The organism is Caulobacter sp. FWC2 (assembly GCF_002742625.1).
GTDB lineage: Bacteria > Pseudomonadota > Alphaproteobacteria > Caulobacterales > Caulobacteraceae > Caulobacter.
Genome location: NZ_PEBF01000001.1, coordinates 196,934 through 220,230, shown reverse-complemented (window position 1 = coordinate 220,230; position 23,297 = coordinate 196,934). Strand labels below are relative to the sequence as shown.

16 protein-coding genes, 3 tRNA genes, 3 rRNA genes and 2 pseudogenes are annotated in these 23,297 nt (G+C 64.9%); 8 read left to right on the top strand and 16 right to left on the bottom strand.

Annotated elements, in window-relative coordinates:
* The first annotated feature begins 55 nt into the window (after positions 1–55).
* Together pseB and pseC are read left to right on the top strand one after the other, a co-directional pair.
* Positions 56–1,096 carry a UDP-N-acetylglucosamine 4,6-dehydratase (inverting) gene (gene pseB, locus CSW62_RS01095; RefSeq protein ID WP_099575384.1) on the top strand — a complete coding sequence of 347 codons (1,041 nt, stop codon included), beginning with the start codon at positions 56–58 and terminating at the stop codon, positions 1,094–1,096.
* Entirely contained in the window at positions 1,093–2,250 is a 1,158-nt protein-coding gene (gene pseC / locus CSW62_RS01090; protein ID WP_099575383.1) for a UDP-4-amino-4,6-dideoxy-N-acetyl-beta-L-altrosamine transaminase, read from the top strand. Before pseB ends, pseC begins: the two co-directional genes overlap by 4 nt.
* A 126-nt stretch (positions 2,251–2,376) precedes the next feature.
* On the opposite strand, the gene CSW62_RS01085 is transcribed toward pseC, so the two are convergent.
* Complete coding sequence (locus CSW62_RS01085) at positions 2,377–2,688, bottom strand: EthD family reductase (protein ID WP_099575382.1); 312 nt, start codon at positions 2,686–2,688, stop codon at positions 2,377–2,379.
* Between the two features lie 135 nt (positions 2,689–2,823).
* Between CSW62_RS01085 and CSW62_RS01080 the strand changes: the two genes are divergently transcribed.
* A complete protein-coding gene (locus tag CSW62_RS01080) occupies positions 2,824–3,924 on the top strand; it encodes a DUF5694 domain-containing protein (RefSeq protein WP_099575381.1) in 1,101 nt (366 codons plus the stop codon).
* Positions 3,925–4,281: 357 nt separating this feature from the next.
* Here CSW62_RS01080 and CSW62_RS26715 read toward each other — a convergent pair.
* The 6 genes and pseudogenes from CSW62_RS26715 to CSW62_RS01050 form a co-directional block, all read right to left on the bottom strand.
* Positions 4,282–4,446 (bottom strand): annotated as a pseudogene (locus CSW62_RS26715) (hypothetical protein); the annotation flags it as partial.
* Positions 4,447–4,470: 24 nt separating this feature from the next.
* Positions 4,471–4,740: an HPr family phosphocarrier protein gene (locus tag CSW62_RS01070; protein WP_099575379.1), complete on the bottom strand. Its 270-nt coding sequence runs from the start codon at positions 4,738–4,740 to the stop codon at positions 4,471–4,473.
* A gap of 3 nt (positions 4,741–4,743) precedes the next feature.
* Positions 4,744–5,151 carry a PTS sugar transporter subunit IIA gene (locus CSW62_RS01065; protein ID WP_099575378.1) on the bottom strand — a complete coding sequence of 136 codons (408 nt, stop codon included), beginning with the start codon at positions 5,149–5,151 and terminating at the stop codon, positions 4,744–4,746.
* Positions 5,152–5,226: 75 nt separating this feature from the next.
* Complete coding sequence (locus tag CSW62_RS01060) at positions 5,227–5,658, bottom strand: HPr kinase/phosphorylase (protein ID WP_099582122.1); 432 nt, start codon at positions 5,656–5,658, stop codon at positions 5,227–5,229.
* 35 nt (positions 5,659–5,693) lie between these two features.
* On the bottom strand, positions 5,694–7,313 hold the full coding sequence (locus tag CSW62_RS01055; RefSeq protein ID WP_099575377.1) for an ATP-binding protein: 1,620 nt from the start codon (positions 7,311–7,313) through the stop codon (positions 5,694–5,696).
* On the bottom strand, positions 7,288–8,007 hold the full coding sequence (locus tag CSW62_RS01050; protein ID WP_099575376.1) for a response regulator transcription factor: 720 nt from the start codon (positions 8,005–8,007) through the stop codon (positions 7,288–7,290). The genes CSW62_RS01055 and CSW62_RS01050 overlap by 26 nt, the downstream gene beginning before the upstream one ends.
* Before the next feature lie 221 nt (positions 8,008–8,228).
* Between CSW62_RS01050 and CSW62_RS01045 the strand changes: the two genes are divergently transcribed.
* From CSW62_RS01045 to CSW62_RS26295, 3 genes and pseudogenes are all read left to right on the top strand, one after another.
* A complete protein-coding gene (locus tag CSW62_RS01045; RefSeq protein ID WP_099575375.1) occupies positions 8,229–9,929 on the top strand; it encodes a hypothetical protein in 1,701 nt (566 codons plus the stop codon).
* Positions 9,930–10,042: 113 nt separating this feature from the next.
* Positions 10,043–10,138: pseudogene (locus CSW62_RS26710) on the top strand (hypothetical protein); the annotation flags it as partial.
* A 1,048-nt stretch (positions 10,139–11,186) separates the two neighbouring features.
* Positions 11,187–11,453: a hypothetical protein gene (locus CSW62_RS26295; RefSeq protein ID WP_158235377.1), complete on the top strand. Its 267-nt coding sequence runs from the start codon at positions 11,187–11,189 to the stop codon at positions 11,451–11,453.
* A 3-nt stretch (positions 11,454–11,456) separates the two neighbouring features.
* Here the strand turns inward: CSW62_RS26295 and bioB are convergent, their stop codons facing one another.
* Complete coding sequence (gene bioB / locus CSW62_RS01030; RefSeq protein WP_099575374.1) at positions 11,457–12,500, bottom strand: biotin synthase BioB; 1,044 nt, start codon at positions 12,498–12,500, stop codon at positions 11,457–11,459.
* Between the two features lie 114 nt (positions 12,501–12,614).
* Between bioB and CSW62_RS01025 the strand changes: the two genes are divergently transcribed.
* Complete coding sequence (locus CSW62_RS01025) at positions 12,615–14,096, top strand: inorganic triphosphatase (RefSeq protein ID WP_099575373.1); 1,482 nt, start codon at positions 12,615–12,617, stop codon at positions 14,094–14,096.
* Positions 14,097–14,188: 92 nt separating this feature from the next.
* Positions 14,189–16,210 (top strand): phytase, encoded by a 2,022-nt coding sequence (locus CSW62_RS01020; protein WP_099575372.1) that lies wholly within the window; start codon positions 14,189–14,191, stop codon positions 16,208–16,210.
* On the opposite strand, the gene CSW62_RS01015 is transcribed toward CSW62_RS01020, so the two are convergent.
* From CSW62_RS01015 to CSW62_RS00975, 8 genes are all read right to left on the bottom strand, one after another.
* Entirely contained in the window at positions 16,211–16,435 is a 225-nt protein-coding gene (locus tag CSW62_RS01015) for a hypothetical protein (RefSeq protein ID WP_099575371.1), read from the bottom strand.
* Positions 16,436–16,692: 257 nt separating this feature from the next.
* A tRNA-Met gene (locus CSW62_RS01010) sits at positions 16,693–16,769 on the bottom strand.
* A gap of 62 nt (positions 16,770–16,831) precedes the next feature.
* Positions 16,832–16,946: ribosomal RNA gene (gene rrf, locus CSW62_RS01005) — 5S ribosomal RNA — on the bottom strand.
* A gap of 115 nt (positions 16,947–17,061) precedes the next feature.
* Positions 17,062–19,849, bottom strand: a 23S ribosomal RNA gene (locus tag CSW62_RS01000).
* A gap of 252 nt (positions 19,850–20,101) precedes the next feature.
* A tRNA-Ala gene (locus tag CSW62_RS00995) sits at positions 20,102–20,177 on the bottom strand.
* Between the two features lie 67 nt (positions 20,178–20,244).
* Positions 20,245–20,321 (bottom strand) — tRNA-Ile (locus tag CSW62_RS00990).
* A 187-nt stretch (positions 20,322–20,508) separates the two neighbouring features.
* Positions 20,509–21,994 (bottom strand): 16S ribosomal RNA (locus CSW62_RS00985).
* The 16S, 23S and 5S rRNA genes sit together here with 3 tRNA genes alongside, the layout of an rRNA operon.
* Positions 21,995–22,974: 980 nt before the next feature.
* Positions 22,975–23,295, bottom strand: a complete 321-nt coding sequence (locus CSW62_RS00975; RefSeq protein WP_099575370.1) for a 2Fe-2S iron-sulfur cluster-binding protein — start codon at positions 23,293–23,295, stop codon at positions 22,975–22,977.
* Between the last annotated feature and the right edge of the window lie 2 nt (positions 23,296–23,297).

Genomic DNA, 23,297 nt, shown 5'->3' with positions numbered 1-23,297 from the left:
TAACCACGAGTCGTCGCACGCCCGGGGCGCGGACGACCGTCGCAGGAGGCAGTCCTTGGGCCGTTTTTCCCCCAAATCCCTCGATCTGGACGGCAAGGTGATCCTGGTCACCGGCGGCACAGGCTCGTTCGGCCGTCGCTTCATCGAGACCGTCCTGCGCCGCTACACGCCGCGAAAGGTCATCATCTATTCCCGCGACGAATTGAAGCAGAGCGACATGCAGCTCGAAATGCGCGAGCAGTTCGACGAGGCCACCTACGGCAAGCTGCGCTTCTTCCTCGGCGACGTGCGTGACCGCGAGCGCCTGACCCTGGCCCTGCGCGGCGTCGACATCGTCATCCACGCCGCGGCCCTGAAGCAGGTTCCGGCCGCCGAATACAATCCGTCCGAGTGCATCCACACCAACATCATGGGCGCCGAGAACGTGGTCTGGGCCAGCCTGAACAACGCCGTGAAGCAGGTCGTGGCCCTGTCGACCGACAAGGCCTGCAACCCGACCAACCTCTATGGCGCGACCAAGCTGGCCTCGGACAAGACCTTCGTGGCGGCCAACAATCTTTCGGGCGACATCGGCACGCGGTTCTGCGTCGTGCGGTACGGCAATGTGGTCGGCTCGCGCGGCAGCGTGGTGCCGCTCTATCGCCGCCTGCTGAGCCAGGGCGTCACCGAGCTGCCGGTCACCGACCCGCGCATGACCCGCTTCTGGATCACTCTGAACGAGGGCGTCGACTTCGTGCTGTCGTCCCTGACCATGATGCGCGGCGGCGAGATCTTCGTGCCGAAGATCCCCTCCATGGCCATGCCGGACCTGGTCAAGGCGATGTCGCCGGACGCCGGCATGAAGGTGGTCGGCATCCGCCCGGGCGAAAAGCTGCACGAGATCATGATCAGCGCCGACGACGCGCGCTCGACCGTCGAGTTCGAGGATCGCTACGCCATCGAGCCCAACTTCGCCGAGTTCGGCCGCCAGCCCTATTCGGAAGCGGACGGCGCCCAGCGCGTGGCTGAGGAATTCTCGTACAGCAGCGACAACAACCATGACTGGCTGAGCCCCGAAGGCCTGCTGGCCATGCTGGAGGAGAAGGCCGCGCGATGAGCGGCTTCCTCCCCTACGGCCGGCAGACGATCGAGGACGACGACATCGCGGCCGTCGCGGAGGCCCTGCGCGGCGACTTCCTGACCACCGGCCCGACGGTCGAGGCCTTCGAGACCGCCTTCGCCCAGAAGGTCGGGGCCGAGCACGCCATTGCCGTCTCCAACGGCACGGCCACCCTGCACCTGGCGATGATGGCCCTGGGGGTCGGTGAAGGCGATGTCTGCGTCGCGCCGTCGATCACCTTCCTGGCCACCGCCAACTGCGCCCGCTACGTCGGGGCAGAGGTGGTGTTCGCCGATGTCGATCCCGACAGCGGCCTGATGACTCCGGACACCCTGGCCAAAGCCTTGAACGGCGCCCCCGGCAAGCGGATCAAGGCCGTGCTGCCCGTCCACCTGCGCGGCGACGTCTGCGACCTGCCGGCGCTGAAGGCCATGGCCTCGGCCTCCGGCGCGGCGCTGGTCGAGGACGCACCCCACGCCCTGGGCTCCATCGCGACGTTCGGCGGGATCCCGCACCCCGTCGGCGACGGCGCCTTCTCCAGCTTCGCCAGCTTCTCTTTCCATCCGGTCAAGACGCTCGCCACCGGCGAAGGCGGCATGCTGACCACCAACGACCCGGCCCTGGCGGCCAAGGCCCGGCTGCTGCGCTCGCACGGCATGGTCCGCGAGCCCGGCGGCGATCCCTGGTGGTACGAGATGCCGGAGCTGGGCTTCAACTACCGCATCCCGGACGTGCTCTGCGCCCTGGGCCTGTCGCAGCTGACCAAGCTGGACCGCTTCGTCGCCCGCCGGCGCGAGCTGACCGCGCTGTACGCCAAGCTGCTGGCCGAACGCACGCCGCGCGTGCGCCTGGCCGCGAGCCCGGCCTATTCGAATCCGGCCCTGCACCTGCTGACCGTGCTGATCGACTTCGAGGCCGAGGGCCTGTCGCGCCGCACCGTGGTCGACACCCTGAAGGCCGGCGGCATCGGCACGCAGGTCCACTACATCCCGGTCCACCGCCAGCCCTATTACGTGAACCGCCAGGGCCTGGCGGACCTGCCCGGGGCCGACGCCTGGTACGCCCGCTGCCTGACCCTGCCGCTGTATCCGACCATGACCGACGGCGACGTCGAGCGCGTGGTCGACGCCCTGGCGGGGATCTTGGGCTAGGGCTGAAAGCTGCTCCCCCGCGATGCGGGGGAGCTGTCGCAGAGCGACTGAGGGGGCGAGCGCTGCTTAGGCCGAGCTTGCCCCCTCCGGCCCTCTGGGCCACCTCCCCGCATCGCGGGGGAGGATCTAAACCGGCAAGCTCACCTGCGTGACCGGCGTGATGTCGGTGAACTTCGCCACATCGCCCATCACTTCAGGCGCCCTTGCGCCGCCCAGCGAGGCCTGCAGCGCCGCGGCGTCGCGGAAGGTGAGGTTGACGATCACCACGAACGGCGCGGGCGAGCCGTCCGGGCCGGGCAGGCCCTTCAGCACCTGCACATCGGTCAGGCCGGTAGGCGTAAAGGCCTCGCGCACCAGCGGGATGTGGGTGGCGTCATAGTACGCCTGATCGAACTTGGCGCCCGGCGCGGCGGGATAAAGAACGGTGAACACGACCATGGCGATCTCCAGGATGATGGCGGCAGCCTAAGCGGCGCCGTCGGGGAAGAGGCAAGATCATTAAATTAAGTTCAGGCGCCTCTGTTCGCACCGCCTCGGGCCTCTAGGCTTTAGTCACAAAGTTGAGGGGGTCCTATGCTTCGTATCGTTTGTCGTCTCGCCGTGAGCGCCTGTGCGCTGGCCCTGCTCGCCGGCGCCGCCCAGGCGCAGACCTATCAGCCCACCTTCCATCCCGAGACGCTGAAGGGTCCGCCCGCCGGCAAGCCCAACGAGGTGCTGGTGCTGGGCACGACGCACCTGTCGGGCCTGCCCAAGACCTTCGACATGGGGCTGCTGTCGCCGCTGATCGACCGCCTGGCCGCCTGGAAGCCGACCGGCATCGCCACCGAGGACCTGTCGGGCCTGCAGTGCGACGCCCTGCGCCGCAATCCGACTCGCTACACGGAGACGGTGAAGCGCTATTGCGACGACACCACGGCCGCGGCGGCCGCCACCGGCCTCGACGTGCCGAAAGCCAATGTGGAAGCCGACCGCCTGCTGGCCGCATGGCCGGCCGCGCCGACGCCGGCTCAGCGCCGTCACCTGGCGGCCGTCTTCCTGGCGGCGGGCGAGGAAGGCTCGGCCTTGGTGCAATGGCTGCGGCTGCCCGAGGCAGAGCGGAAGGCCGGCGATGGCCTGACCGAAGACCTGGCCGCCGGTCTCGCCAAGGCCCAGGTCCGCCGCAACGAGACCACCTTGATCTCCGCCGTCCTGGCCGCGCGCCTGGGTCATGAACGCCTGTGGAGCGTCGACGACCACTCGGCCGACACGCCCGACAGCAGCGATCCGGTCGAGCAGAAGGCCTTCGAAGCCGCGATCATGAAGGCCTGGGACAACCCCGTCAGCCACGCCCGACGGGCCGAGAACGAGCGCCTGACCGCCGACCTCGCCAAGCCGGACGGCCTGCTGAATCTCTATCGCGCCTTCAACACCGCCAACGCCCAACTGATGGCTTACAAGGGCGACTTCGGCGCGACCTTCGTCGAGCCCTCGCCCCAGGGCTTCGGCCGGCAATATCTGGGCTACTGGGAGACCCGCAACCTGCGCATGGTCGGCAATATCCGCGAGGTCCTGGGCCAGCACCCTGGCATGCGGATGCTGGCCATCGTCGGCGCCTCGCACAAGGGCTACTACGAGGCCTATCTGAACCAGATGCACGACGTGCGGCTGGTGAGCGCCGATGCGGTGCTGCGGTGAGGTGACGGGGCGAGCCGTGACCTGAACCTTCTTGTCCTCCCGGAAGCCTCGCAGAGGCTATCCGGGAGCCAGGAGCGTCCGCACAGCGGCGGCCTCTCCTTTTCGGTGAGAAGTCTCTTCCGATCCGTCATCCCGCGACGTGTTCGCGGGACCCATCTGTCCGCTGCACGCGCGGTGCAAGGTGTTCTCGCTCGCGAAAGCTGAACCATGGGTCCCGCGCATGAAGCGCGGGATGACGGCCCCCTAGTGAGGATCAAAGGGCGGGCCGCCCCGAGCGGATCGTCGCCATATCCGGTTTCGGGCGCCGCCCCAATTTCCGGTCCCGACCCTTAGGCGATCTTGAGCCCCTCTCCTTTAGGGAGAGGGAGGGGCCCGCCGCGAAGCGGTGGGAGGGTGAGGGGTTACGAGGTTTGACGGCGTGCCGGCACTCCGTCGAGCGCTGTAACCCCTCACCCCAGCCCTCTCCCTATGGGAGAGGGAGCATGTCCGAAAACCACCCGTTGCTGACTCTGCGAACGTCACTTGAGCGCAAGGCGTCTCCGCCCCCTACCGCTCCTCGTCGAACCGGTTGGCCACCAGCTCGCACAGCGCTTCGACCGCCGGCCCCGCTTCGGGGCCTTCCGCGCTGATGTCGATGGTCGAGCCGATGCCGGCGGCCAGCATCATCAGGCCCATGATGGATCTCGCGTCGACGGACGAGCCGTCGCGGCTGACGGTCACTTCGGCGTCGAAGCCGGACGCCATCTTCACGAACTTGGCCGAGGCGCGGGCGTGCAGGCCGCGCTCATTGACGATCTCGACCGTTCTTGACGTCATTCCCTACTTTTCCCCCGCGAGCACGTAGGAGGCCACGGAGATGTACTTGCGTCCAGCCTCCTGGGCGTGGGCGACGCAGGCTTGCAGGGTCTCGCGCTGGCGCACGCTGGCCAGCTTGATCAGCATGGGCAGGTTCAGGCCGGCGATGACCTCGGCCTTGGTCTGCTCCATCACCGAGATGGCCAGGTTGCTGGGCGTGCCGCCGAACATGTCGGTCAGCAGGATGACGCCGTCGCCGTCGGTGTCGACCGCGGCGCAGGCTTTCAGAATGTCGGAACGGCGGCGTTCCATGTCGTCTTCGGGGCCGATGCAGATCGCCTTCACGGCGGCCTGCGGCCCGACCACATGCTCCATGGCGGAGATGAACTCTTCCGCCAGACGCCCGTGCGTCACGATCACGAGCCCGATCATGCCTTGTATCTCAACAGGGATCCCCATTCCCGTGGCGACCGGGAGAGCGTCGCGCGGGCGGCCTTGATACGCTCGTTAGGGAGCGACTCCAAGAGACTGCATCATGCGTCTCATTTTCGCCGGGGCGGCGGGTTCTCGCGGCCACAGGTCGAAAACGGGAACGGAAACGCCCGCGATCGTCTCGGCGCGGGGATCGGGCAGGCGCTCGACGGCGGCGGGGTCGGCGACGCAGCGAATGACCAGCGCCACCTGGCAGAAGGGCAAGGCGCCGGCGTCGATCACGCCCAGGCCGCGCACCTCGATCAGGCCCGCCAGGGTTTCCGGCGGCTTGCCGTAGACGCGCCCGCCGGCGGCGAAGACCACGACCCGGTCGTCGGCGACCAGCCGGAAGCCGGCGTCCAGGGCGCGAAGGGCCAGGTCGCTCTTGCCGATTCCCGACGGCCCCTCGATCAGGGCGCCCCGCCACAGGCCGTCGCAGCGGCGGGCGATCAGGCCGGCGTGACGGATCTCGGACGGCGCGCCCGGCGGGGTCTCCAACCGAATCACTCCCGGACTTCCGGCAGTTCGACCACGAAGCGGGCGCCGATCACGGCCCCGGCCTCGTTCTTGCGGTTCTCGGCGTGGATCTGGCCGCCGTGCGCCTCGACGATCTGGCGGGCGATCGACAGGCCCAGGCCCGAATTGCCGCCGAACGCCCGCCCCTTGGGGCGCGAGGTGTAGAAGCGCTCGAAGATGGTCTCCAGATTGTCGGGCGGCATGCCCGGGCCGTCGTCGTCGACGATCACGGCCACGGTCGACTTGCCGCGCGGCCGGATCATGAAGACTCGCACCTCGCCGTCGTCCGGGCTGAACGAGCGGGCGTTGTCGATCAGGTTGCGAAACACCTGGCCGATCGGGGTCTCACGGGCCAGCACCAGGATCGGGCGGGGAATTTCAGCCGCGAACCGCACCCGCACGCTGCCCGGCGCCGGACCCGGGCGCAGCTGGGTTTCATAGAGACTGGAGACGTCGGCAAGCAGCTTGGAAAGGTCGATCGCCTTGGGCTGCTCACGCGACAGCTCCGCGTCCAGGCGCGAGGCGTTGGAGATGTCGGTGACCAGGCGGTCCAGTCGGTTGACGTCGTTCTGCAGAATGGCCAGCAGCCGCGCCCGGGCGGCGGGGTCGGTGACCAGGTCCAGGGTCTCGATGGCCGAGCGGATCGAGGTCAGGGGATTCTTGATCTCGTGGGCCACGTCGGCGGCGAAACGCTCGATGGCGTCCATGCGCTCGGACAGCGAATGGGTCATGTCCTCCAGCGAGCGCGACAGGTCGCCCAGCTCGTCGCGGCGTTCGGACAGGTCGGGCAGGGAGATGGCCCTGGCTCCTTGAAGACGAACATGGTCGGCGGCGCGGGCCAGGCGCAGCACCGGCACGGCAATCAGGCGGTGCAGCAGAACGCTGGACAGCACGATCGCGACCATGGCCACGACGATGAACGGCAGCAGGGCCTTGCGCTCGGCCGAGATGATCTCGTCCACGTCGCCGGCCTCTAGGGTCAGGACCCCCAGCACGGCGCGGACATGCTGGATCGGGATCGACACCGACACCACCCGCTCGCCGTCCTCGGCCACGCGGGTTCCGGCCACCGGCCGGCCCTTCATGGCCTGGGCGATCTCGTTGGCCAGGGCCTTGCGGGCCTTGTCCGCGCGGGCCTGGGCGGCGGGAGTCAGGTGCGGCGGGGCGTCCTTGTCGCCGGGCTTGCGGGCCGGCGGCAGCACCTTCCAATCGACGCGGTCGGCGACCACGAACGAATCGGCCAGCGTCTTGCCGTGGGCGTCGAACAGCCGGGCCCGCTGGTTGCGCGGGATGAACAGCACCTGCAGCAGCTGGCTGGCGACATAGGGGTCGAGCGCCGGCTCCGGCTCGCCGACCGTGGCGGTCTGGTCGATGACGTTGGCGATCAGCTCGCCCTGGGTGGTCAGGCTGTCGGCGCGGGCGGCGATCAGGCCGCTGCGCAGTTCGTTCAGCACCAGGGCCCCGACGACCACGATCGCCAGGGCCAGCACGTTGAGGACGATGATCAGCCGGCCCAGCCTGGACCCGCGCGGCCAGACGAAACGTCGTCTGGCCTTGGGGGCTTCAGCGGGGCTCGCGGGCTCAGGACTCGCGGTAACGGTAGCCAACGCCGTACAGGGTCTCGATGGAGTCGAACTCGGGATCGACCTGACGGAACTTCTTGCGCATGCGCTTGATGTGGCTGTCGATCGTGCGGTCGTCGACATAGACCTGATCGTCGTAGGCGGCGTCCATCAGGTTGTCGCGGCTCTTCACGAAGCCGGGACGCTGGGCCAGGGCCTGCAGCAGCAGGAACTCGGTGACGGTCAGGCGCACGGGACGGCCGTCCCACAGGCTGTCGTGGCGGGCCGGGTCGAGGGTCAGCTTGCCGCGCTTCATGACCTTGGAGCCCGCCGCCGCCGCGGCCGAGCCGGCCATGGGCGCCAGGTCCTCGTCGTCCGGACGGGCGCGGCGCAGCACGGCCTTGACCCGCTCCAGCAGCAGGCGCTGGCTGAACGGCTTGTGCATGTAGTCGTCGGCGCCGAGGTTGAAGCCAAGGATCTCGTCGATCTCGTCGTCCTTCGACGTCAGCATGATCACCGGGATCTCGGACGTCTGGCGCAGGCGGCGCAGCACTTCCATGCCGTCCATGCGCGGCATCTTCACGTCGAGGATGACCAGGTCCGGCGGGCTGGCCTCGACGCCTTCGAGACCGGCGACCCCGTCGTAATAGGCCTTCACCGCGTGACCGTGGCTTTCGAGAGCCAGCGAGACCGAGGCGACGATGTTTTCGTCGTCGTCAATGAGCGTGATGGCGGCCATCTGGTCGTTCTTGTCCTTAGCCTTATCTTGCGTCGATCGATCCTATCGGTCGAACGTCCTGGCTTCAACGCATGGCGCGGTAAAGCTTTCCCTGCTTCTTCCTGGGCTTTGCGGCTCCACGAAGGCGCGATTGCGGCGCGGAGCGGCGTCGGGCGCGGGTTCCCTCAACCTCACCTTAAGGTCTGAACACCCATAGTGAGGCCTCCTGAAGCGGGGCGGGCATGAGCCAAGTCCATTACGAGTTGTTTGTCCGGCGGAAAGTCGGGGCCCAGTGGACGCTGGAGATCGCCTCGGAAAACCGTGCGCACGCGCTGCAGGTGGCCGAGGACGTGCTCGTCCAGAACCGCGCCGTCGCCGTGCGCGTCAGCAAGGAAACGCTCGACGAGGCCACCGGCGAATACAAGTCGATCGCCATCTTCACCAAGGGGCTGGTCGACGGCGGCAAGCCCAAGAAGGAGGTCGAGGACCGCGACCCCCTCTGCGTGCAGCCCGCCGACCTCTACACCGCCCACGCCCGCGATCGCATCGGCCGCCTGCTGGAAGGCTTCCTGGCCCGGCACAAGGCCACTCCGTTCGAACTGCTGCACCGCCCCGATCTCGTCGAGAAGCTCGAGGCGTCCGGCACCGACCTGCAGCACGCGCTGCAGAAGATCGCCATTCCGGAAGCCGAGGCGCGCGGCCAGTCCGTGCACGAGGTCATCCGCCACTTCCAGGGCCTGGTCGAGCGCACCGTCGCCAACCTGATGAAGGCCTTCAAGAAGGGGACCCTGCCGGACCTCGACAAGGAAGGCTTCGCGAAAGCCGCCGAGCGCCTGGTCGCCGATCCGGACCGCGCCTTCCTGCTGGGCGCCGGCGTCGCCGCCTCGATCGCCCCGGCCGTCAGCTGGTCGGCCAAGATCGCCCGTCTGCTGGACCTTGCCGACGCCGCCCCGGAGGAGCCCCGCGCCCGCTTCGCCGCGCTCCAGGCCATCGAGCAGCCCCTGGCCGAGATCATCGGCTCACGCGCCGGCATGGCCGACCTGCTGGACACCACCAACGAGGACCTGGGCGTCACCCTGGCGGCCATGACTCGCCTGACCGGCGGCCTCGCCGTGGAAGCCCTGATCAAGATCGAAGCCGGCGTCCGCGCCGTCATGCCGGAGCTGTCGGGCACCGCGCGTCGCCTCGGCGAATGGCTGGCCGGCGACAACTTCCCCAGCGTGCGCAAGGCCATCGCCGAGCGCGTGCTGACCGAGCTGAACGGCGTGCGTCGCCTCCGGCCCAGCGAGGCCGAGGCCGAGATCGAATATCTGCGCGCCCTGGCCATGAGCCTGACGGCCGCCGCCGGCCGCATCCTCCAGGCCGAGGACATCCAGAACGCCTTCACGACCCGCTCCAAGACCCTGCTGAACGGCGACTTCATCGAGGCGCTGCTGGGCCGCGACCGCTCGGCCTACGAAGAGATCAAGATGCTGATCCGCCTGGCGGAGAACGTCATGGGCGCGGTCAACAAGCGCAACGCCGGCCGCTGGCTGAACGCCAATATCAGCGCCATGCGCTTCGAGAAGGAACTGCGCGCGGGACCGGACTCGCCGGTGGCCAAGCTCGGCAACCTGGCCGGGCTTCAGCGCCAGCTGGTCCGCTCGGGCCTGGTGCGCGAGGACTTCGAGCCACTGTGCGCCAAGCTAGGCGAGATCGGCGCGCTGATCGAGGCCGACACGCGCCTGCTGACCATGCTGGTCCGCGCCCCCGCGCCGCTGCCGCACCGCCTGCAACTGCTGGCCAAGCTGGCCATGGGCGAGGCCGGTCCCACGGGCCCAGTCGCCGACAAGGCCCGCTTCGAAGCCCTGAAACTGGCCCGCGATCCATCCTCGCGCGAACAGCTGGCCGGCTCGCCCCAGACCATGGACCTGCTCAAGACCCTGCTGGCGCACGCGGCGTAGGGGTCGGTCGCCTCCTCGCCCTCGGCCGATCGTTCAGCCGAGAGCGGACATTTCCGAAGCCCGCTAAGGGTGGTTTTCGGACATGCTCCCTCTCCCATAGGGAGAGGGCTGGGGTGAGGGGTTACAGCGCTCGACGGAGTGCCGGCACGCCGTCAAGCCTCGTAACCCCTCACCCTCCCACCGCTTCGCGGCGGGCCCCTCCCTCTCCCTAAAGGAGAGGGGCTCAAGATCGCCTATGGCTCGGGACCGGAAATTGGGGCGGCGCGATCCTTAAATCTCTTGGATGGCTGCAGCGTGCAGGGCTGATCAGGTCAGTCAAGGACGACGCTGCGCGTCGCCGCGCTCGGTGGCGAAGCCATCCTTGAGTGACCTGATCAGCCCTGCGATCGTCTCGCCGTGAGATGTAAGGGGGGCTCCGACCTCGGGGGTCGGATGGCGGCGAGGGGAAGAGGTCGCGCACCGGAAACCCTCTCTCATGGAGAGAGGGAGGGGCCCGCGCCGCAGGCGTGGGAGGGTGAGTGGGTAGGCGAAGCCCGTGGACGACCTTGGCGCTGTTAGGGATTCCGTACCGGCACGCCGGCTGAGGGTGTAACCACTCACCCTCCCATCGCGGCGCGATGGGCCCCTCCCTCTCTCAAAGAGAGAGGGTTTCAAATGGCGCCCTCGCGGGGATTGGCGGGGCTCTATCCCCGGCGTTCGCTCAACCGAACCCCATGAAATCAATCCCTTCCCACTTTTTCGCGCCCCTGGATCATCGGCGTTCAACACCGCCGCATACTCAGAGCTGTCCCCGTCGCGGGGGAGGGCGTTTGGATCCGGCCCAAAACGGCGGCGGGGGTAGGTTGAGCGGGGCCGCTGGCGGTTCCCGGCGGAGCCATCACGCCACGTCGCTTACTCTTTAGGAGCGCACGTGGGTGACGGCGCCGTCCGGGGTTCAAGCCATCAGCGGAGCGACAGGGCGGTGATCGTACAAGCCGCCTATCGTGGATCGTCGGGGTCGAGACGGATGTAGCCGATCGACTTGGTCCGCGCCCGTCCGGGGGCAAATGGGGTCCCGAGCTGAAATACGCTCACGCCCCCCATCCTCACGGGCAAGAACAGCCTGGCGGAGCGGTCTGCGAGCCGAAACACAAACAAACCCTACGGTCCCCGGGTTCGCCCGGCCGCTCCGTCGCCTCCCCAACACCTTCAGCGGCTAGCCGCGTGAGGATGCTTCCCCGTGTCACGGGGAGGAGAACCCCTTGGAAGAAGTCCTTGATGACCCAGTCCCTGATCCTCGCCCGTCACGCGCGCATGTTCGGCAAAGGGCGACATCGCAAACACCGCGTACGCGACAGCGACGACATCTGGCTGGCCATGATCGACAAGGCCACGACGTTGCTGAACGAAGCCGAACACGACATGCGGGCTCTGGCCCACCAGTATCCACCACGGGTGCTGACCCGCTACCTGGCGGAGGCCGCGGAGATCCGACGCGAACTTGAAGAGCAGCGCCGCGATATTCTGCTGAACCCCCGCGCCTGAGCCCTACTCCGCCGCGACGATCTCGTGGTCGTGATGATGGGCCTCGACCCGCACCGCGCCACCCATCGGCCGCAGGTCCAGGTCCTGGAACAGCTGGCTGTCCTCGTCCTGGCCCGGCAGCGGGGTGGTCAGCAGCTTGCCGCCGACGAAAATCGAGTTGGCGCCGGCCATGAAGCACAGGGCCTGCAGTTCGCGGCTCATGCCCTCGCGGCCGGCCGACAGGCGGACCATGGACTTCGGGCAGACGATGCGGGCGACGGCGATGGTGCGGACGAACTCGATCGAGTCGATCGCCTTGCCTTCCGAAAGGACCTTGTCGCCCAGCGGCGTGCCGCTGACCGGCACCAGGCCGTTGATCGGCAGGCTGTCGGGATGAGCCGGCAGGGTCGCCAGCTGGTGCAGCAGGCCGGCGCGGTCGCGGCGGCTCTCGCCCATGCCGACGATGCCGCCGCAGCAGGTGCTCATGCCGGCATCGCGGACATGGGCCAGGGTGTCGAGGCGCTCCTGATAGGTGCGCGTGGTGACGACGTCCTTGTAGTAGTCCGGACCGGTGTCGAGGTTGTGGTTGTAGTAGTCCAGGCCCGCGCCCTTCAGCGCCTTGGCCTGGTCGGCGGTCAGCATGCCCAGGGTGGCGCAGGTCTCAAGGCCCAGCGCCTTCACCTCGCCGATCATCTCAGTCAGCTTGGGCAGGTCGCGGTCCTTCAGCTCGCGCCAGGCCGCGCCCATGCAGAAGCGTTGGGCGCCGCCGTCGCGGGCCGCGCGGGCCTTGGCCACCACGTCGTCGGCGGCCATCAGCTTCTCGGCCTTGAGACCGGTCTTGAAGTGGGCCGACTGGCTGCAATAGCCGCAGTTCTCGGCGCAGCCGCCGGTCTTGACCGACAGCAGCTGCGACAGCTGCATCTCGGAGGGATCGAAATGCGCGCGGTGGACGCTCGCGGCGTCGAACACCAGTTCCATGAACGGACGCGCGAACAGCGCCTCCACCTCGGCGAGGGTCCAGTCGTGGCGGGCCAGGGGGGAGACGGGGGAAGCGTTGATCTGACTCATGGCGCGAACGTTTGGACCCGCGCCAAACACTTGGCAAGACGTCGACTAGGCGGCATAGCGGCTTGGCGTTTCCCTTTAGGGGAGCCGAAGGGCCGCGCGGGAGTTGGTCAGGGCATGGGTCGCGAGATCGAGCTGAAATTCCTGATCCCGCCGGAGGCGGCGCCCGAGGCCTTGGCGCAGCTGAGGGGCGAAGGCGCTGTGCGACAGCTGGACGCCACCTATTTCGACACACCCGATCACGCTCTGCGCAAGGCGGGCTTTGGCCTGCGGGTGCGCGACGGCGAGGGCGGCCGCAAGCAGACCCTGAAATCGGCCTCAGCCGGCGGCGTGTTCTCGCGCGGCGAGTGGGAAGAGCCGATCGCCGGACCCGAGCCCGACCGCGACGCCCTGGCGCGCACCCCCGCCGCGTCCATGCTGGCCGGCCAAACCCTGACGCCGGTGTTCACGACCCGCGTCGAGCGCACCGTGCGGTTGGTCGAGGTCGGCGGCGCGGTGATCGAGGCGGCCCTCGACCAGGGCGAACTGCTGGCTGGCGACCGCCAGGCGGCGGTCTGCGAACTGGAGCTGGAGCTGAAGAGCGGCCCGGCCAGCGCCCTGTTCGACCTGGCCCGCGACATCGCCCGGCACGTCCCGCTGCGGCTGTCGCTGGTCAGCAAGGCCGAGCGCGGCTACGGCCTGGCCGCCGGCGACGCGCCCGCCTCGCCCCGACGCCAGGCCGCGACGCTGGACCACCACGCGACGGTCGGCCAGGCGCTTCAGGCCCTGGGCCACGCGGATCTCGCCCATCTTTGCGCAGCGCTGGAATCGCTGCGTGAGCGGCCCGAGCCGGAAGGCGTCCATCAGGCCCGCGTCGCCACCCGCCGGCTGCGGGCGCTGCTGAAGATCTTCAAGCCCCTGGCCGAAGACGCCGCCGCCCAGCTGCTGGACGAGGGGCTGCACTGGCTGGCGGCCGAGTTCGACGCGGCCCGTGACCTGGACGTCTTCATCGGCGAGGTCTGGGACGAGGCCGGAAGCGGCGCGGCCTTCGCTGGCCGCGACGACTTCGAGCGCGCCCTGAACGCGGCCCGCGCCAACGCCTATCTGCGCATGGAGGCCGCGGCGACCAGCGGCCGGGCGCGCGAGGTTCTGTTGGAGGCGGCGGCCTGGCTCGAAACCGGCGCCTGGACGAACGATCCGGAGCTGGCCGAATTGCGCGACAGCCGCGCCGACACCTTCGCCGCCCAGGTGCTGGATCACCGTCTCAAGCCGGTGAAGTCCCGGGCCAAGCATTTCGACGACCTCGACGCCCACGATCGCCACCGCCTGCGCCTGAAGGGCAAGACCCTGCGCTATGCGGCCGAGGATCTCAGCCCGCTGTTTCCCGACCATCCCAAGCGGGTCGAGCGGTTCCTCGACGCCTCGCGGGCGGTGCAGGACACCCTGGGCGCGCTCAACGACCGCAGCGTCCGCCAGACCCTGGTCGAGACGGTGACCCAGGGCGACGCGGATCTGACCCGCGACGTCTCGCGTGTGGTCCTGGCCGAAGACGAGGACGCCCTCTTGGACGCGGCCCGCGCGGCGCTGAAGGCGCTGCTGGACGCCAAACCTTTCTGGTGAGACCTGCAGCCTCACGCCGTTGTCATCGACGTGCGGTATCCGGACGAAACGGGGTCGCGGGGGCAGGCCGCCGAGCACGAGGGGCCGACGCCATGAACCGCCTGACACTGACCGCCAGCCTGCTGGCCCTGCTGACCGCGACGCCGGCTCTGGCCCAGACGTCGCCCAGCGTCGGCGTCAGCGGCGCCACGGCTCCAACCACCCAAGGCGGCGCCAACGCCGTGGCGCTGCTGCGCGACCCGAAGGATCCAGCGCGCAGCGTCATCGCGGCCAGCGCCAAGCTGGGGGGCCTCGAACTCTATGGCCTGGACGGGCAGCGCATCGCCGCCATCCCGGGCGGCGAGGTCTACGCGGCCGACACCCGCGAGGACGGCCCGCGCGCCCTGCTGGCCGTGTTGGACCGCCAGGCGGGCCGCCTGCGCCTGTTTGGCCGCGACTACGCCAGCGGCGAAACCACGGCGATCGACGCGCGTCCGCTGCTGCTGGGCTATTCCGGCGAAGGGATCTGCCTGCACCGCAGCGCCCGCGACGGCGCGCTCTACGCCTTCGCCATGGGCCGCGAAGGCCAGCTGGACCAATGGCTGCTCTATGCGACCGCCGACGGCAAGATCGACGGTCGCGTCATCCGCACGCTGCGCCTGTCGTCCGAAGCCAAGTACTGCGTCGCCGACGACGCCAGCGGCGCGCTCTATGTCGCCCAGAAGGCCATCGGCATCTGGCGCTATGACGCCGATCCGGAGGCCGAGCCGGTCCCGACCATCGTCGACATCAACCGCCTTGGCCATATCGCCGGCGAGGTCGGCGGCCTGGCGGTGATCAACGGCGGCAAGGGCTCCGACTATCTGGTCGCCGCCAATGCCGACGCCGGCGACTACAATGTCTATGATCGAGGTGCGGGCGACCGCTTCCTCGGCGCGTTCAAGGTCCAGGCGAACGGCGCGGCGGCGATCGCGGGCCCCTCGGGCCTGTTCGGGGTCCGCGCGCCCGTCGGCCCCGGCCTGTCGGGCGGCGCCCTGCTGATCGCCGACGACCGCAAGGCCGGCGCCAACAGCAAGATCATTTCGTGGAAGGACATCGCGTCGGCGCTGAACCTCTCGCCGGGCCAGGACGCGCCGACGACCCCGCCCAGCAAGGTCGCCCTCGTCCATCCCAGCATGGAGACCGAGCCGGTCGGCCACGACGGCGACGCCGCCGACGATCCGGCCATCTGGGTCCATCCTACCGATCCGGCGCGAAGCGCCATCATCGCCACCGACAAGAAGGGCGGCCTGCTGGTCTACGACCTGTCCGGCAAGCGCTTGCAATATCTAGCCGACGGCAAGATGAACAATGTCGACCTGCGCGGCGGCTTCAAGCTGGGCGGCAGGACCGTGACCCTGGTCGCGGCCAGCGACCGGACCCACAAGGCCATCGCGCTCTACACCCTCGATCCGGAGACCCGTCAGCTGACCAGTGTCGCCGAAGGCGTCGAGGCCACCGGCCTCTCGGACCCCTACGGTCTGTGCATGTATCGCGACCGCAAGGGCGGGACCTTTGTGTTCATCAGCGATCCCGACGGCCTTGTGCGCCAGTGGAAGCTGACCGCCACGCCCGCGGGCAAGGTCGCCGCCCAGGCCGTCCGCGACCTTAAGTTCGACACCCAGACCGAGGGCTGCGTCGCCGACGACGAAATCGGCGCGCTCTATGTCGCCGAGGAGGATGTAGCGCTCTGGAGGCTCGGCGCCGACGCCAAGGCCGGCCAGGTCCGAAAAGCCGTCGTGAGGATCGCCGACAACGCGGCCCTGAAGGACGACCTCGAGGGCGTCGGCCTCTATGCCCAAGCCGACGGCAAGGGCTATCTGGTCGTCTCCAGCCAGGGCAACAACAGCTACGCCGTGTTCCGCCGCGAGGACGGAAACGCCTATGTCGGCGGCTTCGCGGTCGCCGCCAATGGCGACAACGGCGTCGACGGCATCTCGGAGACCGACGGCCTGGACGTCACCAGCGCCTCATTGGGCGCAGGCCTGGAGGCCGGGGCCTTCGTCGCCCAGGACGGCCGCAACATCTCGCCGCCCGAGCACCAGAACTTCAAGCTCGTGCCATGGTCAGCCATCGCCGCGAAGCTGAAGCTCTAGCTAGGATCGCGCCAACCAAGGTTTGACGGTCCCGGCGAGCAGGGTGAACGCGCAGAGATAAAGGCCGAAGGTCGCCTCGGCAGGCATCGGCGTCTTCAGGGTACGGAACACGGCGTCCAGCACCGCTGTCGGTAGGATCGCCGTAGCGAGACACGAAGCCCAGGCCATCGGCTCAGCCGCCCAGGCCGGCGGGTCGCGTTCGCCCACTTCCTCGCGCAGATCCATCCGGGCCTCCAGGGCTTCGATCGCGGCTTGCCGCCGCGCCCTGCAGTTAAGCCGCTCAGCGACCGCCCCGGAATCGGCGTCTTCTGGCTCCTTCGTCAGAAAAACTGCTCATCACTCGATGCGGTCCTCGAGACGGGAAGCACTTTCCCCCCCTAGAGAGGCGAGCGTTGCGTTTATGCCACTTATGATTGCACGTTTAGATACAAAAAAGCCCTATCCGCGCGCGGACAGGGTGGGTGGTATAGCGGTCTAGGCCTTGGGTGCGGGGACAGGATTTGAACCTGTGACCTTCAGGTTATGAGCCTGACGAGCTACCGGGCTGCTCCACCCCGCGTCAGGGTGTTGTGAGATTGTGATGCAGGGTTTGTGGACTTGAAGACGATATCCTTTTGGCGGACCTGGCGGCGACCTACTCTCCCGCGCCTTGAGACGAAGTACCATTGGCCCAGGGGGACTTAACGACCGAGTTCGGAATGGGATCGGGTGGGGAACCCCCGGCAAAGCCACCAGGTCAGCGAAAAGGATATCGCTCATCCCGTTGGGTTTAAGCCCATTGGGGTGAGGATTGTGAAGAAGACATCAGTGTCTGAAGTAGAGCCATGCGATTGCATGGGTTTGACTGAAGAACGATCAAGCCTATCGAGCTATTAGTACCGGTAAGCTCCATGCGTCGCCGCACTTCCACACCCGGCCTATCAACGTGGTGGTCTTCCACGGCTCTCAGCGAGACCTTGTTTTGAGGTTAGTTTCCCGCTTAGATGCTTTCAGCGGTTATCTATTCCACACTTAGCTACCCTGCTGCACAGCTGGCGCCATGACAGGTCCACCAGAGGTGTGTCCATCCCGGTCCTCTCGTACTAGGGACAGATCCTCTCAAGTCTCGTACACCCACGGCAGATAGGGACCAAACTGTCTCACGACGTTCTGAACCCAGCTCACGTACCACTTTAATCGGCGAACAGCCGAACCCTTGGGACCTGCTCCAGCCCCAGGATGTGATGAGCCGACATCGAGGTGCCAAACTTTGCCGTCGATATGGACTCTTGGGCAAAATCAGCCTGTTATCCCTAGAGTACCTTTTATTCGTTGAGCGATGGCCCTTCCACGCAGGACCACCGGATCACTATGGCCGACTTTCGTCTCTGCTCGACTTGTCAGTCTCGCAGTCAGGCGGGCTTATGCCATTGCACTCGACGACCGATTTCCGACCGGTCTGAGCCCACCATCGCGCGCCTCCGTTACACTTTGGGAGGCGACCGCCCCAGTCAAACTGCCCGCCACGCCATGTCCCGGACCCGGATAACGGGCCGCGGTTAGACGTCAGCAACAATAAGGGTGGTATTTCAAGGATGGCTCCACCGAGACTGGCGCCCCGGTTTCATAGCCTCCCACCTATCCTACACATGTTGTTGCTAACGCCAAGGCGAAGCTGCAGTAAAGGTTCATAGGGTCTTTCCGTCTGACCGCGGGAACCCCGCATCTTCACGGGGAATTCAATTTCGCTGAGCCTGTGCTGGAGACAGTGGGGAAGTCGTTACGCCATTCGTGCAGGTCGGAACTTACCCGACAAGGAATTTCGCTACCTTAGGACCGTTATAGTTACGGCCGCCGTTTACCTGGGCTTCAATTCAGAGCTTGCACCCCTCCTTTTAACCTTCAGGCACCGGGCAGGCGTCAGACCCTATACGTCGCCTTGCGGCTTCGCAGAGCCCTGTGTTTTTGATAAACAGTCGCTACCCCCTGGCTTGTGCCACTCTCATCTGGTTGCCCAAAAGAGAGTCACGCTTATCCCGAAGTTACGCGTGCAATTTGCCGAGTTCCTTCAGCACAGTTCTCTCAAGCGCCTTGGTATACTCTACCTGCCCACCTGTGTCGGTTTCGGGTACGGTCTCCGTTGGAGTTATTTCCAGGGACCTGTTCACTGCCGGGAGCAATCCAATAAGCCCCGACAATTTACCAGATCCGTCACTTCCAACTGGTTCAGGAATATTCACCTGATTCCCATCGACTACGCCTTTCGGCCTCGCCTTAGGGGCCGACTAACCCTGCGCAGATTAGCTTTACGCAGGAACCCTTGGGCTTTCGGCGAGAGGGTCTCTCACCCTCTTTATCGCTACTCATGTCAGCATTCTCACTTCCGATACCTCCAGCAAGGCTCACGCCTCACCTTCATCGGCTTACGGAACGCTCCGCTACCGCGTGCACAGAGTGCACACCCATACCTTCGGCGACTGGCTTAAGCCCCGTTACATTTTCCGCGCAGGTTCGCTTGACCAGTGAGCTGTTACGCTTTCTTTAAATGATGGCTGCTTCTAAGCCAACATCCTGGTTGTCAAAGCAAACCCACATCGTTTCCCACTTAGCCAGTACTTGGGGGCCTTAGATGATGGTTAGGGTTGTTTCCCTTTTCACGACGGACGTTAGCACCCGCCGTGTGTCTCCCGGATAGTTCTCTTGGGTATTCGGAGTTTGATTAGAATTGGTACAGCTCGCGCCGCCCGCATCCATTCAGTGCTCTACCCCCAAGGAATACGTCCGAGGCACTACCTAAATAGTTTTCGCGGAGAACCAGCTATGTCCAGGTTTGATTGGCCTTTCACCCCTATCCACAAGTCATCCGAGAATTTTTCAACATTCACCGGTTCGGACCTCCAGTAAGTGTTACCTTACCTTCATCCTGCTCATGGATAGATCACCTGGTTTCGGGTCGTCATGCGACGTACTTATTCGCCCTATTCAGACTCGCTTTCGCTGCGCCTACACCTAACGGCTTAAGCTTGCACGGCACATGAAGTCGCTGACCCATTATACAAAAGGTACGCCGTCACCACGCTCGGTGGCTCCGACTGCTTGTAGGCTTCCGATTTCAGGATCTGTTTCACTCCCCTTGTCGGGGTGCTTTTCACCTTTCCCTCACGGTACTTGTTCGCTATCGGTCATTGAGGAGTACTTAGGCTTGGAGGGTGGTCCCCCCATGTTCAGACAGGATTTCACGTGTCCCGCCCTACTCGAGTCTGTCGCTATTTGACGCTTACGGGGCTATCACCCACTATGGCTGTGCTTCCCAGCACATTCAGCTTTATGTCACGACAGCACTGGCCTGGTCCCGGTTCGCTCGCCACTACTACGGGAGTCTCGGTTGATGTCCTTTCCTCCGGGTACTGAGATGTTTCAGTTCCCCGGGTTTGCTTAATGAACCCTATGTATTCAGGTCATTATACCTCTTCTGATCAACCAATCCTGGCCCCGCCCGAAGGCGAGACTAAGTTGGGTGACCATAAAGGTGGGTTTCCCCATTCGGAGATAGCCGGATCAAAGGGTGCTCGCGCCTCCCCGGCTCTTATCGCAGCGTGCCACGTCCTTCATCGCCTCTCAATGCCAAGGCATCCGTCAGAAGCCCTTATGCGCTTGATCGTTCTCAGCAAAACCCATGCATAATCGTCTCTTGTCACTCACGTGAGAAGAGATCGAGCATGAGCTCTACCCTTAGTCAGACAATGATGTCTTCTTAAGTCCATCCTTAAACCAGGTCCGTATCCCAGGGGTGAGCTACGGTTGGCGGAGGAACCCTGCCTTCACAATGTCATTTCGCAACTGGCTTAAGAGCCAGCGCAAACTTGATCATTCCTCGATCGCGATATCTCGACCTGTCCGATGACAGGGAGATGGTGGAGCCAGACGGATTCGAACCGACGACATCCTGCTTGCAAAGCAGGCGCTCTACCAACTGAGCTATGGCCCCTCACACTCGGTGTGAGTTGCTTGCCCAGCGGGGAACTGGTCGGTTGCGGATCCGTAGGATGGAAGAGTGGTAGGCCCGATAAGACTTGAACTTATGACCTCACGCTTATCAAGCGTGCGCTCTAACCAACTGAGCTACGGGCCCATAGGCCGCTCAGATCAGACCCTCAAATGAGGACCCGCTCCAGGGCTCGCGATCGTGTCCTGAACCTCGACGGTCCAGAACAAGTGGAAAGAGAAACGAAGACGGCGGCGATCCGCTCATTTGTGTGCGTCTAGCGCACTAATTGGAGCTTCAATAACCTCGTGAGAGGCTGGAGAAGCATCCTTAGAAAGGAGGTGATCCAGCCGCAGGTTCCCCTACGGCTACCTTGTTACGACTTCACCCCAGTCGCTGACCCTACCGTGGTCGCCTGCCTCTCTTGCGAGTTAGCGCAGCGCCTTCGGGTAAAGCCAACTCCCATGGTGTGACGGGCGGTGTGTACAAGGCCCGGGAACGTATTCACCGCGGCATGCTGATCCGCGATTACTAGCGATTCCAACTTCATGCTCTCGAGTTGCAGAGAACAATCCGAACTGAGACGACTTTTAGGGATTGGCTCCCCCTCGCGGGATTGCAGCCCTCTGTAGTCGCCATTGTAGCACGTGTGTAGCCCACCTTGTAAGGGCCATGAGGACTTGACGTCATCCCCGCCTTCCTCCGGATTAACTCCGGCAGTACGATTAGAGTGCCCAGCCAAACCTGATGGCAACTAATCGCGAGGGTTGCGCTCGTTGCGGGACTTAACCCAACATCTCACGACACGAGCTGACGACAGCCATGCAGCACCTGTGTCCCAGTCCCCGAAGGGAAAGCCAGATCTCTCTGGTGGTCCGGGCATGTCAAAAGGTGGTAAGGTTCTGCGCGTTGCTTCGAATTAAACCACATGCTCCACCGCTTGTGCGGGCCCCCGTCAATTCCTTTGAGTTTTAATCTTGCGACCGTACTCCCCAGGCGGAGTGCTTAATGCGTTAGCTGCGTCACCGACATGCATGCATGCCGACAACTAGCACTCATCGTTTACGGCGTGGACTACCAGGGTATCTAATCCTGTTTGCTCCCCACGCTTTCGAGCCTCAGCGTCAGTAACGGACCAGTATGTCGCCTTCGCCACTGGTGTTCTTCCGAATATCTACGAATTTCACCTCTACACTCGGAGTTCCACATACCTCTTCCGTACTCAAGACTGCCAGTATCAAAGGCAATTCCAAGGTTGAGCCCTGGGCTTTCACCTCTGACTAAACAGTCCGCCTACGCTCCCTTTACGCCCAGTAATTCCGAGCAACGCTAGCCCCCTTCGTATTACCGCGGCTGCTGGCACGAAGTTAGCCGGGGCTTCTTCTCCGGGTACCGTCATTATCGTCCCCGGTGAAAGAATTTTACAATCCTAAGACCTTCATCATTCACGCGGCATGGCTGCGTCAGGCTTTCGCCCATTGCGCAAGATTCCCCACTGCTGCCTCCCGTAGGAGTTTGGGCCGTGTCTCAGTCCCAATGTGGCTGATCATCCTCTCAGACCAGCTAAGGATCGTAGCCTTGGTGGGCCTTTACCCCACCAACTAGCTAATCCTACGCGGGCCGCTCTAATGGCGATAAATCTTTCCCCCGAAGGGCTTATCCGGTATTAGCTCAAGTTTCCCTGAGTTGTTCCGAACCAAAAGGCACGTTCCCACGTGTTACTCACCCGTCCGCCACTAATCCCGAAGGATCCGTTCGACTTGCATGTGTTAGGCCTGCCGCCAGCGTTCGCTCTGAGCCAGGATCAAACTCTCAGGTTGAGTTGACATTGACATCAGACTTCCAGTCCCGGGGGAAAACCCAGAACCAGGTATCTGGTTTGCATAGTATCTTGACGAGTTCCCAATCACATCGATGAATTGAAAACCGAAGTTTCCAGTCCATGATATTCATGGTGTCTTCAAGAGACCGCATTTGTCAGCGTCGAAGATGAACCTTTCAGTCCATCGCCAGAGCGCCGCCGCCTGCGTTTCTCTTTCCAAATCAACAATGTCAAAGACCCGAACCGCCGGAGCGGCCCCACCGTTTAGCGCCCGGTGTCGGCGGAGGCGGCTATCTAGCGAACCTCGAATTCCGTGTCAAATCGTTTTTTTCAAAACTTTCCGACCTCACCGCCAACCAACCCGGAGGTCTTCGGCAGAGCCGGCAGCTTCTAAAGAAACCACCGAAACCAGTCAAGCTATTTCTCGAAGAAAACTTCGAAGCTATCCCGGCCGAAATACTCAAAAGCCCCGAAGAACTCTCTAGCATTTCTTGGAGGGCGGCTTCTAACGAAGCTGCCCAAGTCAGTCAAGCGATAATTTCGAAGAAACTTCGAAACAATTACTTGTCTAACCTTGCATCGCGCCGCTGACTTCTTGCGAAGTCTTGGCGGCGATGCGTCGGAGCGGCGCTTCTAAGGAGGCGACATTCCGAAGTCAACCAGCTCTTTTCGGCTTTTTCGAATACCGGAAACCGGGAAGCGAAAAGACAAAAGAAGGATCCTCAGGGCCACCGTGGCCGCCCTTGCGGATCCGTCATCGAGTCGATTGGAGCGCGGTTTTTAGCGAAGCGTCTGAACCGATGCAACTCCCTTTCGGGAGCCGCGTCGTCCGGTCGCGATGCCGTTCCGAGCGAGGCGTTGATCTAGTCCCCACCCAGACGACTGGCAACCCCCTCGCGACAATATAACGGCGCTCTTTTGACGCCGTGATTAATGCCGCCCTCTGGGGCCCGCCGGGACGGGCTCCAGGCCTCTATCCTAGTGCTGGCTTTCCGGCAGGCGCACGACCAGGCCGTCCAGCGCATCGCTCACCTTGATCTGGCAGGACAGGCGGCTGTTGGGCTCGACGTTCTCGGCGAAGTCCAGCATCGACTCTTCCATGGCGGACTTGTCGCCGGTCTTATCGAGCCAGACCGGATCGACATAGACGTGGCAGGTGGCGCAGGCGCATGCGCCGCCACAGTCGGCGTCGATGCCCGGCACGTTGTTCTTCACGGCGCCTTCCATGACGGTCAGTCCCGACTTCACGTCGAGCGCATGTTCCGTGCCGTCGTGTTCAATATAGGTGATCTTGGCCATCT